Genomic DNA, 15558 nt, shown 5'->3' with positions numbered 1-15558 from the left:
GATGGACAAGGTACTGAGTTTCCACCAAGGCACGCTGCCGTTGCTGATCAGCATGCCCCATGCCGGCCTGAAACTGTCTGCCACGGTGCGTGATGGGCTGGTCGATCAGGCCCGCAGCCTGCCGGATACCGACTGGCATATCCCCCGGTTGTACGATTTTGCCCGTGAGCTGGGTGCCAGCGTCGTAGCGGCGGAGTACTCGCGGTTTGTCATCGACCTGAATCGTCCCGACGATGACAAGCCCCTGTACGCTGGTGCTACCACTGGCCTTTATCCGGCCACGCTGTTCGACGGCGAGCCTCTGTTCAAGGACGGCCTGGCGCCCAGTGGCGAAGAGCGCAAGACCTACCTGGAGCGAATTTGGCGTCCCTACCACGACACTGTCCGTCACGAGCTGGCGCGCCTGCGTGAAATCCATGGCTACGCCCTGTTGTGGGATGCCCACTCGATCCGTTCGGTGATTCCGCACTTGTTCGACGGCACGTTGCCCGACTTCAACCTGGGGACCTTCAACGGCAACAGTTGCGATGCTCAGCTGGCCGAGCGGCTGGAGAAGGTTTGCGCCGAGGCCAAGGGTTACACCCACGTTCTGAATGGGCGTTTCAAGGGCGGGCATATCACCCGTCACTACGGTCAGCCGGCCTCGCATGTCCATGCGGTGCAGCTTGAGCTGGCGCAAAGTACCTACATGGAGGAGGTGGAACCCTTCGCCTACCGCGAAGACCTCGCAGCGCCAACCCAGAAAGTGCTGAGGCAATTGCTCACGGCGATGCTCGATTGGGGGCGTGAACGCTACCCTGGCTGATGGCCGGGTACAGCCTGCGCAGTGCCGTGGAGCAGTCTGCGCAGGCTGGCCTGGTGAGGTGGGTGGCGGCTACGCGCTTGTCGAGCGTGGTCGGCGATCAGGGTTTGCAAAAGCGGTGAGTTCACGGATCAGCCGTGATTCGCGAGCTTTCTTGCTGCGATCCAAGGCTTCGAGCGCTTCGGTAAGGGTGCTGAGCGGGCTGTCGGCATGTTGCTCCGACAGTTCGGTTACCTGGGCGCGATAGGTGTTCTCGATATCGGCGAACCGTTCGGCGTGGGTCAGGCGCAGGTGTTGCACCCAGCGCTCGTTCCCTTCGGCGAAGTGCAGGAAGTCCTCGCCCAGTTCGCCACGCTGTACCTGCAACTCCGCATCGGTCAGTTCCTCGATGCTGGCGTTGATCGCATAGCGCAGGCTGTCCACGGGTTGGCCGAGTTCCAGGGGGACGTTCAACTCGCGCAGGTAGGTCAGGCGCACCTCCGCTTCGTCCCTGTCGCCGGTCTCCCGCTTGGCCACTTCGTCCAGCGTGTGCAGGCGATACAGGCGTCGTACTTCCCGGTAGAGGTTGGCCTCGGAATCGACCCCGTCGATCTGCAAGCGTTGGTTGGCCATGTAGAACTCGATGTTCTTGAAAGCCAGCAGTGCCCCGTCATGGCAGGTCTGGCTACCGTTCTCCTGGGGCAGGGCTTCCCTGGCCTGGAGGTTGAACAACACCAGGTCGTCCGGGTTGAGCAAGGCCTGGACCAGCACCTTGCGCACCCGCTCGCAGAACGCCAGGCGAGTGCTGCCGTTCTGGTAAGACGCGGTATTTTTCAGGCGACCCACCAGCATCAACAGGTCGTTTGCCGCGCCGGATGCTTCGAGTTGCTGCCAACAATCGCTCATGGCCTGATTTTCGACCTCCGATGCCAGCAGCCAGTCGTCCAGGCGTGGCTCATCGCTGAGCGTGTCGAGCACGGGCGAATGGAAATGGCCGAACCAATCGCCGTCGTCCGAAGAGTCTGGAGCATCCATGGCGAAGGTAAAACTGCGCTGACTGTCCGAAGACAGCCGGGCACGGTAGACCGTTTCGTCGGTCAGTGGGTTGTTCAGCAACAGGATCGAGCTGATGGGAAGGTCGCTATCGAGGTTGGCCAGGACATTCGCCGGCAATTCGGTGAGGCGGTTGTCACTCAGGTCCAGCATCTCCAGGGGAAGCAGACTGTCGACCCAGCTGGGCCAATGCCTCAAGCCCATCTCGTTCAGGTCCAGTCGACGCAACGAGCGCAGGGCCGGCGGCGTGGTGGTGATCTGGCCCATCCGGTTACCGCTGAGGTCCAGTGTATCGAGGCTGTGCAGGCGCCCAAGCGTATCGAGTACGGCCTGGTCGATCTCCAGCCCCGAGTTGCGCAGTGCGAGTTCGGTCAGGTTGGGCAGACGCAGCAGTGCCGACGGCAGTGTCTGCTGTGCCTGGAGATAACTGTCGACGGTCAGGCGAGTGACCTGCGCGAAGCGGCCTAGCAGTTCGCTCAACTGGTTGCTGGTGCCTCTGACGCGCTCCAGTGTGAGGCTGCGTACCTGGTCTGTGAAGAACGCGGGCAAACGCCTGGGGAAATGTTCCAGTGAAATGCCCTCCAGGCGCAGTGGCGAGCGCGTCAGGCCGATCTCTTGGTTGTGCCAGAAATCGGACAGGGCCGTTGCGATGCGCATTCGACTGGCCATTACCGCCTGACTGAGGATAGCAGTCGAGCTGGAGGCATTGACGTAGTTATCGATAAGGTCGCGCAACTGCTGCCGCCGCTCCAGCAGCAGGGCGAGGTGGGCCCTGAAATCGGCGGTCTGGTCCATTTCGAAGCGGGCTGCGCGACCATCTTCGCTCAGCAGCACACGTTGCATCTCGTCCTCGAAGATCTGGTTGCCCTGCAAAGAGAGCTGGGCATGCTCGGCGACGCTGACGCGGTTGCTCAGGAGCAGGTTGGGCAACACCCTGATCTGATTGTTGCGCAGGGAAATGTGACGTATGTGGCTGACGGCGTTGTAGCCCAGGCCGCGTGGCCAATGGTCCAGGTTCATATTGTCCAGGCCGAGGTAATCCAGCGTCAGTTCGTCGAAGCTGGGTGGGTATTCCTCCGACAGCCGATTACCGCTCAGGTCCAGGCGTCGCAGGCTCGTCAGTGTCATCAGGCTGTCGATGTCCGTTGCCGACAGCGACAGGTTCTGATGGGTAAGGCTGAGCGATTCGAGTGAATGAACGTGCTGGGCAATCAGTGGCAGGCTGAACTGGAACGGAGAGGGCGGCGCATCAGGTCGATAGGCGCGGCTGATGTCCAAGGTCCTCAGGTTCGAAAACTGTCGCAGCAGGTTGTTCAGTTGTGGCGCGTGCCGAGTCCAGCCTTCGAAGGCTTCGGGTGATGTGTCGACCAGTTGCAGGTCGGTAACGCCCTCGGTGAAGAACTCCGGCAAATTTAGCGGGAATTCGAGCAAGGACAGGCGTTCGAGCCGCAGCGGCTGACTGGCCGGAGCAAATGCACTGTCGTACCAGTACTGCGAAATGGTGCTTAGCAGTCGCTCCAAGTGATCAGCCGGCTGATGGGGCATGCGTTCGGCCAGTCGCCGCCATTGCCCGAGGCTGCTGTGCAACTGATTGCGCTGGCCCATCAGGTTTTGTAGCAGGTCGTTGATCGAGGTGCGTGTCATGCCTCGGCTTTCCAGGGCGGCCAAGGTCTGTTCGGCAGGCCTGGGGACTGGTGCGTGAAGCCCTATCTGGCGGATGGCGTTGAGCAACGTTTGCCGGGAAATGCTGGTGATGCGAGGGCGAGTGCCACCCAGCGGGTAGCCGATGCGGCCATCCGCCAGGCGCATGGGCGAGCGAAAACCTGGACGCACCGGCTGCATTCCCAGCACCTTGCGCAAGGCCGCACGCGTTAATGGAGTGCCTTGCTGAACCAATCGTTTGAGCGCCTGCCCATGCGTTACGCCCAGCGCCTGGCGCTGCGTGGGTGCAAGCACTTCGAATAGAGCCCCGTACAGTGAGCCGTGAGCGAAAATCGGTTGGTCGAGGCTGTCACTGTCCACCACGACGTAACCGGTGCGCGTGCAGATGATCGTTTTGCGTCCCGACGCATCATGCGGGCCAATGCTGTCGGCCTGGGTCGGTGAATGCAGGCGCTGCTCCAGGGTGATAGCGATATCGGGTGACCAGCCAGGCAGGCCTTCCAGGGTGTGCAGGACCAGCAGGTCGGTATCCCAGTTGCGCACATTCTCCAGGTACAGGCCTTCATAGGCGCGATTGAGCCTTACCTGCTGTTGCAGCAGGCGGGCCTCTTCGGCGAGGCGCCGAGGGATTCTTCCCGTGCGCAGCTCGGCCAGTTCGTCCGGCACGACGTTTTGCAGCAGCTCTTCGATGACCGGCTTCGGGAGGTTCGGGTAGCGCGAGCGGACAGTATCGGCGCCGGGGAAGACGCTGACGGGTTGCTCCAGGTACTGCGCCTGGAATGCGGCATGGATGTGGCCGGGCTCTGTCAGCGCGGGCTGCTGGGTGATCGACTGGTACAACTCGAAGCGGGTCATCGAGTCTTGCAGGGGCCCCGGCAGTCGGTGCTGCTCGATGACTGTCCGTCGCAGGACATCTTCATCGGTACCACTCACACGCAGCAGGCGCACCGCTGTCCGATCATCGAACCTTGTGCTCAGGTGGCTGGCGCGGCGGAACAATGCCAGTTCCTGCCATTGCTCGGGGCGGTCCAGGGGATGCAACCAGGCGCCCGCGCCATTATGACGCAGCGGTGGTTCATAGCTCAAAGGACGGACGGGGTGAACGAGGCGATATTCATTCTGGGGAGGTGACTGTTCGACCCTGTAGGTTTCGCCGTCGATGGGTAGCCAGGTCTTGCCGTCATGGTGGTACAGACCGGCCTCGTCAGGTTCGAGGCCGGCAGGCAGCACAATGTCATGAGCGAACGGCTTGAGGTCTGGCTGCCACAGGCGAGTATCGCCGTCGGGCAGGGTGACAGGTTCGAGCGCTTCGATGAACGAAGGCGTTTCCACCGAAATACGCTCGATGGCGGGCGTGCCATTGGCTCCGCCCGTTGCGCCCAGCACGCCTAGGAGAGCGACGTTTTCCACCACGTCCAGCAAATAGTCGAATGCTTGATCCCGGTCGCCGTCTGCCCAGCTCTCGACGCCTTCGTACACTTCGTAACTCAGTTGGATGGCCGAGAGGCCCAGCATCAGCGCGCCCAGGCCGGGTACGACGAACGCACCGATATTCAGTGCGGTGAATGCCAGTTGCTCGAAATAGGCACGCCGTTTCTGCGCACTTTTCTGATCCTCGAACGCAGTCGGTACGGCATGGAACAGCGCGTCATCCTTGAACCGAAGCTGTTTCTGACGGGCCAGTTCATCGGCGAGCGGACGGGTGATCGGTTGCAAGGTGACCGGGACCCAGGCGTCGGGGTCGCGTACCCGCTGGGCCTGGCCACCCTGATGCCCCGGCTTCGGGGTGTACGTGGTCCAGTCGATCGGTTGCAGGCAATCGCGCAGCCTGGTGATGAACGTGGCGCTGTCGCGAGCCGCTACGGCCTGCTGCAGGTGGCGCACCTCCATGGCCCACAATTGCTCCCGCAGATGCGCCTGAGCCTGGTGCACGCCAGCATGGGCCTTCAAGGGTATAGGCGCGCCTGGCAGATAGGTGAGCAGAACGTCCTTGTAGGGCAGGGTGGTCGCGTCGTACCACAGGAGCTGCTCTGGGGACGGCACGACACCGATGACCAGCGCGCCAGTAAGCGGTATTTCAAAAAGGTTGAGGAACGCGCATCGCAGGTAGCCACCCTGGTAGTCGCCCTGGCCATGATCGACGAAGGCCAGAAGGGCTTCATGCAAGGTCTGGTCGATCAGCTCGCCGAGATAAGCCCTATGGATCTCGAGACGGAACGCCGATTGCTCCGCCGCTGCGAGGGCTGTCGAAGCGTCCTGGATCAAGGCCTGGTATTGGCCGCCAATGTCCAGTTCGCGCACCCGCGCAGCGAACGCGTGTGGCGCAAGCCGCACAGGGTTGCCAGTCGGTTGAAGCCCCTGGAAAGCGTTGCTGTCCAGCACGCTGGACACCAGCGTTTCGCCATCGAGCCCCCCAGGCAGCGCTTCGGCTGCTTCAAAATTCTGCAGGGCACAGTGCAGCAAGGACTGCGTCGCAAGCCTGAAGGCCCGCTGGGCGCCAATGAGCGGATCGCCATTGACGGGCGCCTGGTAGGCTTGGGCCTTGCTTGCGTTGAACAGAAAGGTCTGGGTGACATCCAGGTCGAGGTCGAATCGCGTTTTCATTGCCGCCGTCAGCTGTTGCCTGGCGAACTGCTCCAGGTCGGGCAAGGACTCGAAGTGGGACCGTACCTGCGCCTGTGCGGTTCGGTAGACCTCATAGTCGCGGGCCAGGCGGCGTGCGACCGTCGGTTTGCTGGCGCATGCTTGCAGGAAACCGTGTGGCGCGTCTTTGATCGCCGCACGCATTTGCTCGAACGTGTGTGGCGCAGCGCTGAGCATCCAGGTGGGGAGCTTGGCGAGGATAAGGTCGTGGGGATGAAGGTGCTGGTGGTTATCCAGCGGCAAGTCGCTAAAGGTGGTCATTCGGGCGCCTCGTTCGGTAAAGCGCCGATGCTAGGGATCGCTGTTCTGCTCAAGCACATAACATGATCTATCCATAGACACATGCTCAAAGGCCAATTCAGGTTTATGATGCCCAACGGCAGATTAAATCCTCACACGGAGTGCGTAATGCAGACCCTGTACCCGCAGATCAAACCCTACGCCCGGCACGATCTGGCCGTGGAAGCGCCGCATGTGCTGTATGTCGACGAGAGCGGTTCGCCAGAAGGTCTGCCGGTGGTGTTCATCCACGGGGGGCCAGGCGCGGGCTGCGATGCCCAGAGCCGTTGCTACTTCGATCCCAACCTGTATCGCATCATCACCTTCGACCAGCGCGGCTGTGGCCGCTCCACGCCTCATGCGAGCCTGGAGAACAACACCACCTGGCATCTGGTCGAGGACCTGGAGCGCATTCGCAAGCACCTGGGTATCGACAAGTGGGTGCTGTTCGGTGGCTCGTGGGGTTCTACCCTGGCCCTGGCCTATGCCCAGACCCACCCCGAGCGGGTCCACGGCCTGATCCTGCGCGGCATTTTCCTGTGCAGGCCGCAGGAGATCGAATGGTTCTACCAGGAAGGTGCCAGCCGCTTGTTCCCTGACTACTGGCAGGACTACATCGCACCGATTCCGCCGGAGGAGCGAGGTGACTTGGTCAAGGCCTTCCACAAGCGCCTGACCGGCAACGACCAGATCGCCCAGATGCATGCCGCCAAGGCGTGGTCCACCTGGGAGGGTCGCACCGCTACGCTGCGCCCGAATCCGCTGGTGGTCGATCGATTCTCCGAGCCTCAGCGGGCGTTGTCGATCGCCCGCATCGAGTGCCATTACTTCATGAACAACGCCTTCCTCGAACCGGACCAGCTGATCCGTGACATGCCGAAGATCGCCCACTTGCCGGCGGTGATCGTGCATGGTCGCTACGACGTGATCTGCCCGCTGGACAACGCCTGGGCGCTGCATCAGGCCTGGCCGAACAGCGAGCTCAAGGTCATTCGCGATGCCGGTCATGCCGCTTCCGAGCCGGGTATCACCGATGCGCTGGTGCGTGCCGCCGACCAGATGGCCCGCCGTTTGCTTGATCTGCCACTGGAAGAAGCATGAAGGGGTTGTTGCAACGGGTACGCGGCGCAAGGGTAGAGGTAGCGGGCGAGATCGTCGGGGCCGTCGACCAGGGTTTGTTGGTGCTGGTGGCCGTCGAACCTGGGGATACCCGCGAACATGCCGACAAATTGCTGCACAAGCTGCTCAACTATCGGGTGTTCAGCGACGAGCAGGGCAAGATGAACTTGTCCCTCAAGGATGTAGCGGGTGGTTTGCTGCTGGTGTCCCAGTTCACTCTGGCCGCCGACACACGAAGTGGGATGCGTCCGAGCTTCTCGACAGCCGCTTCACCTGCCTTGGGCGCCGAGCTGTTCGACTATCTTTTGCAGCAAGCCAAGGGCCAGCACGCCGATGTGGCCAGCGGGCGCTTCGGTGCCGACATGCAGGTGCATCTGGTCAATGATGGCCCCGTAACATTTATGTTACAAATATGAGGTCGAAAAACCCCTTGTTTGTAGGAAAACAAGGGGTTTTGTACGATAAATAGTTGCTCCAGCCTGATGCGTTGTAACGCGACCTGCTGGATAATCGCGCGCTGCGTGGACCTGCGTTCGCAGGTTCGTTTTACTCTGACTTGAGCATTGTCTGGATCCGTTTGGGGAATCATTGCGCCCTTACGGGGTCCGAACAGTGCTCGCCAACCCGGCATTGGTCGCTGGCCGTTGGTTTCATGATCTGTTTTCGGCGAGGGTTGCTCGTGATTGTTAGTCCCCATAATGCATCAAGAATCCCCGGCAATCGGTTGCGCAAGGCTCTGATGGCCAGCGTGGCGCTGGTTGGCCTGATGAGCGCGGGCCAGCTGTGGGCATTCAATCTTGACGATGTTGCAGCCAAGGCAAAGGATCTGGCCGGCCAGAAGTACGAAGCACCGAAAAGCAACCTGCCTGCGGTTTTCCGCGACATGAAGTTCGCCGACTACCAGAAGATTCGCTTCCTGCAGGAGAAAGCGGAGTGGGCCACGGACAAGACCCCCTTCAAGCTGTCCTTCTATCACCAGGGCATGCACTTCGACACCCCGGTGAAGATCAACGAAGTCACCGCCACCAAGGTCGAGGAAATCAAGTACGACCCGAGCCGCTTCGAGTTCGGTGACGTCCCGCATGACCCGGAAACCACCAAGAACCTGGGCTACGCCGGTTTCCGCGTGCTGTACCCGATCAACAAGGCCGACAAGCAGGACGAGATCATGACCCTGCTTGGTGCCAGCTACTTCCGCGTTGTGGGCAAGGGCCACGTGTACGGCCTGTCGGCCCGTGGCCTTGCCATCGACACCGCGCTGCCGTCGGGCGAGGAGTTCCCGCGCTTCACCGAATTCTGGGTCGAGAAGCCGAAGCCTGCCGACAAGCACCTGGTGATCTACGCCCTGCTCGACTCGCCACGCTCCACTGGCGCCTACAAGCTGACCCTGCGTCCGGGCACCGACACCATCGTCGACGTCAAGTCGCGTGTGTTCCTGCGTGACCAGGTCAGCCGCCTGGGCATCGCGCCGCTGACCAGCATGTTCCTGTTCGGCCCGAACCAGCCGTCGAAGGTCCTGAACTACCGTCCGGCCCTGCACGACTCCGAAGGCCTGGCCATCCATGCCGGCAACGGCGAGTGGCTGTGGCGCCCGCTGAACAACCCGAAACACCTGGCTGTGAGCAACTTCAGCATCGAGAACCCGCGTGGTTTCGGTCTGATGCAGCGTCAGCGCGCGTTCAGCGACTATGAAGACCTCGACGACAACTACCAGAAGCGCCCAAGCGCCTGGATCGAGCCCAAGGGTGACTGGGGCAAGGGTACCGTCGATCTGGTCGAGATCCCGACCGCTGACGAGACCAACGACAATATCGTGGCGTTCTGGAGCCCGGAAAAGCTGCCCGAGCCAGGTAAGCCGTTCGAGTACGACTACCGCCTGCACTGGACCATCGACGATGCCAAGTTCCAGGCCCCTGAGTTGGGCTGGGTCAAGCAGACCCTGCGCTCCACGGGCGATGTCAAGCAGTCCAACCTGATCCGTCAGCCTGACGGCAGCGTGGCCTTCCTGGTCGACTTCGCCGGCCCGGCGCTGGCCAGCTTGCCGGAAGATACCCCGGTGCGTAGCCAGATCAGCGTTGGCGACAACGCCGAGGTGGTCGAAAACAACCTGCGTTACAACCCCGAGACCAAGGGCTGGCGCCTGACCCTGCGCTTGAAGGTCAAGGAAGCCAACAAATCCACCGAAATGCGCGCGGCATTGGTACGCGACGTTCCGGTCGAGCCGGCCAAGGATGCCAAGCAGGACAAGGCTGCCGCCAAGCATGCCAAGGCTGAGAAGGCCGCCAAGACCGAACAGCCAGCCAAGGCCGAACAACCTGCCGCCGATGCGGCGTCCACCAACGGGACCCCGGCCACCACCGAAAAAGTGCTGACCGAGACCTGGAGCTATCAGTTGCCTGCCGATGAGTAACTCAAGCGCACGGCCAGAGTCGCTTCGCGAATACCTGGCCCATCTACCACTGAGCGACGAGCAGCGTGCGGAACTCGCCAGCTGCACATCGTTCAGTGAGCTGCACCAACGTCTGGCGGCCAAACTGGCCGCCGACCCAACCGAGGCCGTGCAGGCCTCGGTCGGCCCGCGCCTGACCGTGGGCAGCGCCGCCGAGCTGGAAGACGCCGAGATGCTCAGCGTCGACGGCAGCGGCCGCCTGTGCCTGAAGATCGCCCCGCCGATCAAACGCACCAAGGTGGTGCCCGAGCCGTGGCGTACCAACGTACTGATTCGCATGTGGCGGCGCATGACCGGCCGCACCAACGCGCCGCAGCCGCCCAAGCGCGAGCTGCCGCCTGCGCGCTGGCGCACCGTGGGCTCGATTCGCCGCTACATCCTGCTGGCCTTGATGATCGGCCAGACCATCGTAGCCGGCTGGTACATGAAGGGCATCCTGCCTTACCAGGGCTGGTCGTTCGTCGACTTCGACGAAGTCGTGCAGCAACCGCTCTGGGATACCGTGGTGCAGGTTTGGCCCTATGCGCTGCAGACGTCCATCCTGATCCTCTTCGGCATTCTGTTCTGCTGGGTATCGGCAGGCTTCTGGACCGCGTTGATGGGCTTCCTCGAGTTGCTCACCGGGCGTGACAAGTACAAGATTTCGGGCAGCAGCGCTGGCAACGAGCCGATTGCCCCCGAAGCGCGCACCGCTCTGGTGATGCCAATCTGCAACGAAGACGTGCCGCGGGTGTTCGCCGGTCTGCGCGCCACCTTCGAGTCGGTGGCCGCCAGCGGTAACCTCGACCGCTTCGACTTCTTCGTGCTCAGCGACACCAACGACACCGACATCGCCGTCGCCGAACAGCAGGCCTGGCTGGACGTATGCCGCGAAACCAAGGGTTTCGGCCGCATCTTCTACCGCCGTCGCCGTCGCCGCGTGAAGCGCAAGAGCGGCAACCTCGACGACTTCTGCCGTCGTTGGGGTGGCGACTACAAGTACATGGTCGTGCTCGACGCCGACAGCGTCATGAGCGGCGAGTGCCTGAGCAGCCTGGTGCGCCTGATGGAGGCCAACCCCGACGCCGGCATCATCCAGACCGGGCCGAAAGCCTCGGGCATGGACACCCTGTATGCACGTCTGCAGCAGTTCGCCACCCGTGTATACGGCCCGCTGTTCACCGCCGGCCTGCACTTCTGGCAGCTGGGCGAGTCGCACTATTGGGGCCATAACGCGATCATCCGCATGAAGCCGTTCATCGAGCACTGCGCCCTGGCGCCGTTGCCCGGCAAGGGCGCCTTCGCCGGTGCGATCCTGTCCCATGACTTCGTCGAAGCCGCGTTGATGCGCCGCGCCGGTTGGGGCGTATGGATCGCCTACGATCTGCCGGGTAGCTACGAAGAGCTGCCGCCGAACCTGCTCGACGAGCTCAAGCGTGACCGTCGCTGGTGCCACGGCAACCTGATGAACTTCCGCCTGTTCCTGGTCAAGGGTATGCACCCGGTCCACCGCGCGGTGTTCCTCACCGGCGTGATGTCGTACCTGTCGGCGCCGTTGTGGTTCCTGTTCCTGGTGCTGTCGACGGCATTGTTGGCGACCAACACGCTGATGGAACCGCAGTATTTCATCGAGCCGTACCAACTCTACCCGCTGTGGCCGCAGTGGCACCCGGAGAAGGCTGTTGCGCTGTTCTCCACCACCATCGTGCTGCTGTTCCTGCCCAAGCTGCTCAGCGTCATCCTGATCTGGGCCAAGGGCGCCACCGAGTACGGCGGTCGCATCAAGGTCACCCTGTCGATGCTGATGGAGATGCTGTTCTCGATGCTGCTTGCCCCGGTGCGGATGATCTTCCATACCCGCTTCGTGCTGGCCGCCTTCCTTGGCTGGGCCGCGACCTGGAACTCGCCGCAGCGTGACGACGACTCCACCCCATGGAGCGAGGCGGTGCGCCGCCATGGCCCGCAGACTTTGCTGGGTATCGCCTGGGCGGCGCTGGTTGCTTGGCTGAACCCCAGCTTCCTGTGGTGGCTGGCGCCGATCGTCGGCTCGCTGGTGCTGTCGATTCCGGTTTCGGTGATCTCCAGCCGTACGCGCCTGGGCCTGGCGGCCAAGGACGAGAAGCTGTTCCTCATCCCTGAGGAATACGCGACGCCACAGGAACTGCTGGCGACCGACCAGTACACCCATGAAAACCGCTGGCACGCCCTGCACGATGGCTTCGTGCGCGCGGTGGTCGACCCACGGCAGAACGCCCTGGCTTGCGCCATGGCCACGGCCCGTCACGGGCAGGCTGCGCCGATCGAGGCGTTGCGTGCCGAGCGTGTGGCCAAGGCGATGGAGGTCGGGCCCAAAGGACTGGATCTCACTACCCGCCTGGCCCTGCTGAGCGACCCGGTGGCGCTCACCCGCCTGCACGAGCAGGTGTGGGCCGAGCACAACGCAGCGTGGATCGACGTGTGGCGTGCTTCGATCAAGAACGACCCGCATTCGCCGCTGTTGCCGCTGCACCCGGAGAACGAAGGCCAGCCGGCGCTGGTCGGCGCCTGATCGGGCCTCTTCGCGGGTGAGCCGCTCCCACAGGGTATTCAACGTCCCTGCAGGAGCGGGTTACCCGCGAAGCGTTTCGGGCCCCACCGATTTTGGCCAACAAAGTCCCCCCCGGCTCTAGGTCCCAGAGCCGCCATGCGTTAGCATCCTTCTCCGATATTCCGCATAGGCCTGTAAGGCCGTGCCAACAATAAGATTCGATTATTTTCTTGCTAGGGGACCTGGTGATGATCAAGAAATACCTCTCGCGACTGCTGGTCGGTGTCACCGCCCTGGTCGCCGTGACGGCGGCCCAGGCTGGCGCCATCGATGACGCGGTCAAGCGTGGCACCCTGCGTGTGGGCATGGACCCCACCTACATGCCGTTCCAGATGACCAACAAGCGCGGCGAAATCATTGGTTTCGAAGTCGATATCCTCAAGGCCATGGCCAAGTCCATGGGCGTCAAGCTGGAGACGGTCTCCACCGCCTATGACGGGATCATCCCGGCCCTGCTGACCGACAAGTTCGACATGATCGGCAGCGGTATGACCCTGACCCAGGAACGTAACCTGCGCCTGAACTTCAGCGAACCCTTCATTGTCGTGGGCCAGACCCTGCTGATCCGCAAGGAGTTGGCGGGCGAGATCAAGTCGTACAAAGACCTGAACAACGAGAAGTACCGCATTACCTCCAAGCTTGGCACCACCGGTGAGATGGTCGCCAAGAAGTTGATCAGCAAAGCCAAGTACCACGGCTACGACAACGAGCAGGAAGCGGTGATGGACGTGGTCAACGGCAAGGCCGACGCCTTCGTCTATGACGCGCCTTACAACGTGGTTGCGGTGGAGAAGGCCGGCGCTGGCAAGCTGCTGTTCCTCGACGAGCCCTTCACCTACGAGCCACTGGCTTTCGGCCTGAAGAAAGGCGACTACGACAGCATCAATTTCATCAACAACTTCCTGCACCAGATCAAGCATGACGGGACCTACGATCGTATTCACGACAAGTGGTTCAAGAACAAGGACTGGCTGAAGGAAATGGAATAAGGCCAGGCCACAAGCCCAGGCTTTGACCCCGACGCGCAGGCAAACCCTGCGCGTTCGCATTTACGGAAGTACCCTCGTGATCAAACACAAGAAAGCCCAGTGGCCCTGGCATGCGCTGACCGCGCTGGTCCTGGTGGGCCTGGCGTTCAGCCTGTACCTGGCCACCTCGATGATTTCCTACGAGTGGCGCTGGAACCGCGTGCCGCAATACTTCGCCTACCAGGCCGAAGAAGCCCAGCGCGCCGCCAGCTACGGCACGGTCCAGGACATCGTCGTTTCCGGTGACACCGCGCGTGTCACGCTCAAGGACGAAAACGGCGACCAGCAGGTGCTCGACGTGGCCAAGGACAGCCTGCAACTGAGCCGCGGTGACGATGTCTCCGAAGGCGATCAGATCGGTGTGACCCGTCACTGGGCAGCCGGTCCTCTGGCGTGGGGCTTGTGGACCACGCTGTGGATTTCTGTGGTTTCCGGGGCACTTGGCCTGGTGATCGGCTTGTTTGCCGGATTGTGCCGGCTTTCCAGCAACCCGACCCTGCGCGACCTTTCGACGGTCTATGTCGAGTTGGTGCGCGGTACGCCGCTGTTGGTGCAGATCTTCATCTTCTACTTCTTCATCGGTACGGTGCTCAACCTGTCCCGCGAATTCGCCGGGGTGGCGGCCCTGGCGCTGTTCACCGGCGCCTACGTCGCCGAAATCGTCCGTGCCGGCGTACAGTCGATCGCCAAAGGCCAGAACGAAGCTGCGCGCTCGCTGGGCCTGAACGCCAGCCAGTCGATGCGTCACGTGATCCTGCCTCAGGCATTCAAGCGCGTGCTGCCGCCCTTGGCCGGGCAGTTCATCAGCCTGGTCAAGGACACCTCGCTGGTTTCGGTGATCGCCATCACCGAACTGACCAAGAGTGGCCGCGAGGCCATTACCACCTCGTTCTCGACCTTCGAGATCTGGTTCTGCGTGGCAGGCCTTTACCTGCTGATCAACCTGCCGCTGTCGCACCTGGCCAGCCGGCTCGAGCGGAGGCTTGCGCAAAGTGATTGAAGTTCGTGACCTGTTGAAAGTCTTCGACACGCGTGGCCAAGTGGTGCGCGCGGTGGACAAGGTGACCACGCACGTGGCCAAGGGCGAAGTGGTGGTGGTGCTGGGCCCTTCGGGGTCGGGCAAGTCGACCTTCCTGCGTTGCCTCAACGGCCTGGAGCACTTCGACGACGGCCACGTGGCCATCGACGGCCTGCAGCTGGACGACCCGAAGACCGACATCAACGCCTACCGCCGTGAAGTCGGCATGGTGTTCCAGCATTTCAACCTGTTCCCGCACATGACCGTGCTCGAGAACCTGTGCCTTGCCCAGAAAGTCGTGCGCAAGCGTGGCAAGGCCGAGCGCGAGGCCAAGGCCTGGGCATTGCTGGAGAAGGTCGGGATCGCGCAGAAAGCCAACGAGTATCCGTCCCGGCTCTCGGGCGGCCAGCAGCAGCGGGTGGCGATTGCCCGGGCGTTGGCCATGGAGCCCAAAGTGATGCTGTTCGACGAACCGACCTCGGCGCTTGACCCGGAAATGGTCGGTGAAGTGCTCGATGTCATGAAGACCCTGGCCCAGGAGGGCATGACGATGGTCTGCGTGACCCACGAGATGGGCTTTGCCCGGGAAGTGGCGGATCGGGTGCTGTTCTTCGATCACGGCAAGCTGCTGGAAGATTCGTCGCCAGCGGAGTTCTTCGCATCGCCTAAGGACCCACGGGCACAGGCGTTTCTGCGGCAGGTGCTGTAACTGCGGGGCGCGTGATGCAGGTCATGCGCTTGCCGGGGGTGCTTCAGCGTTTATCCGACCAAGCGCCGCCCTCGCGGCGCATGGCGAGCGAGGCTCCTACGTTCGTTTCTGGCCAATTGACAGAGGCGCGCGCAGTTCGCGCAGGGAAAACTGGCCCGAAACAGCCGTAGGAGCGAGCCTCGCTCGCGATGCGCCGCGCGAGCGGCGCTCGATTCACGCAACACCTCAAGACTCAAGACCGGCGCCGCAAC

The 15558-nt window shown here is 62.4% G+C and carries 9 protein-coding genes; 8 read left to right on the top strand and 1 reads right to left on the bottom strand.

Annotated elements, in window-relative coordinates:
- The first annotated feature begins 1 nt into the window (after nt 1).
- Nucleotides 2-805: an N-formylglutamate deformylase gene (hutG, locus tag C4Q26_RS09795; protein WP_023378299.1), complete on the top strand. Its 804-nt coding sequence runs from the start codon at nt 2-4 to the stop codon at nt 803-805.
- Nucleotides 806-874: 69 nt separating this feature from the next.
- On the opposite strand, the gene C4Q26_RS09790 is transcribed toward hutG, so the two are convergent.
- Nucleotides 875-6400 (bottom strand): dermonecrotic toxin domain-containing protein, encoded by a 5526-nt coding sequence (locus C4Q26_RS09790; RefSeq protein WP_104883035.1) that lies wholly within the window; start codon nt 6398-6400, stop codon nt 875-877.
- A 147-nt stretch (nt 6401-6547) separates the two neighbouring features.
- Between C4Q26_RS09790 and pip the strand changes: the two genes are divergently transcribed.
- From pip to C4Q26_RS09755, 7 genes are all read left to right on the top strand, one after another.
- Nucleotides 6548-7519, top strand: coding sequence for a prolyl aminopeptidase (gene pip / locus C4Q26_RS09785; RefSeq protein WP_023378301.1), 972 nt, complete (start codon nt 6548-6550; stop codon nt 7517-7519).
- Entirely contained in the window at nt 7516-7953 is a 438-nt protein-coding gene (gene dtd / locus C4Q26_RS09780) for a D-aminoacyl-tRNA deacylase (RefSeq protein WP_023378302.1), read from the top strand. Before pip ends, dtd begins: the two co-directional genes overlap by 4 nt.
- A gap of 263 nt (nt 7954-8216) precedes the next feature.
- Entirely contained in the window at nt 8217-9947 is a 1731-nt protein-coding gene (locus C4Q26_RS09775) for a glucan biosynthesis protein G (RefSeq protein WP_209439668.1), read from the top strand.
- The gene (gene mdoH, locus C4Q26_RS09770; RefSeq protein WP_104883034.1) at nt 9940-12513 is read left to right on the top strand and encodes a glucans biosynthesis glucosyltransferase MdoH; all 2574 of its coding nucleotides are present in this window, start codon (nt 9940-9942) and stop codon (nt 12511-12513) included. The genes C4Q26_RS09775 and mdoH overlap by 8 nt, the downstream gene beginning before the upstream one ends.
- 230 nt (nt 12514-12743) lie before the next feature.
- Nucleotides 12744-13541: a transporter substrate-binding domain-containing protein gene (locus C4Q26_RS09765; protein ID WP_027907935.1), complete on the top strand. Its 798-nt coding sequence runs from the start codon at nt 12744-12746 to the stop codon at nt 13539-13541.
- A gap of 76 nt (nt 13542-13617) precedes the next feature.
- Nucleotides 13618-14580, top strand: a complete 963-nt coding sequence (locus C4Q26_RS09760) for an amino acid ABC transporter permease (RefSeq protein WP_027907936.1) — start codon at nt 13618-13620, stop codon at nt 14578-14580.
- Complete coding sequence (locus tag C4Q26_RS09755; RefSeq protein ID WP_104884035.1) at nt 14573-15307, top strand: amino acid ABC transporter ATP-binding protein; 735 nt, start codon at nt 14573-14575, stop codon at nt 15305-15307. Before C4Q26_RS09760 ends, C4Q26_RS09755 begins: the two co-directional genes overlap by 8 nt.
- Nucleotides 15308-15558: the final 251 nt, after the last annotated feature.

The sequence above is a fragment of the Pseudomonas sp. SWI44 genome (assembly GCF_002947915.1).
In the GTDB taxonomy this organism is placed as follows: Bacteria; Pseudomonadota; Gammaproteobacteria; order Pseudomonadales; family Pseudomonadaceae; genus Aquipseudomonas; species Aquipseudomonas taiwanensis.
Note: the sequence above shows the minus strand (reverse complement) of the source record. Positions and strands in the feature narration are given on the sequence as shown.

Bases quoted from the DNA above. Each gene is read 5' to 3' on its own strand.
- C4Q26_RS09790 (WP_104883035.1), bottom strand. From the start codon at position 6,400: ATGACCACCTTTAGCGACTTGCCGCTGGATAACCACCAGCACCTTCAT.
- dtd (WP_023378302.1), top strand. From the start codon at position 7,516: ATGAAGGGGTTGTTGCAACGGGTACGCGGCGCAAGGGTAGAGGTAGCG.
- pip (WP_023378301.1), top strand. From the start codon at position 6,548: ATGCAGACCCTGTACCCGCAGATCAAACCCTACGCCCGGCACGATCTG.
- hutG (WP_023378299.1), top strand. From the start codon at position 2: ATGGACAAGGTACTGAGTTTCCACCAAGGCACGCTGCCGTTGCTGATC.
- mdoH (WP_104883034.1), top strand. From the start codon at position 9,940: ATGAGTAACTCAAGCGCACGGCCAGAGTCGCTTCGCGAATACCTGGCC.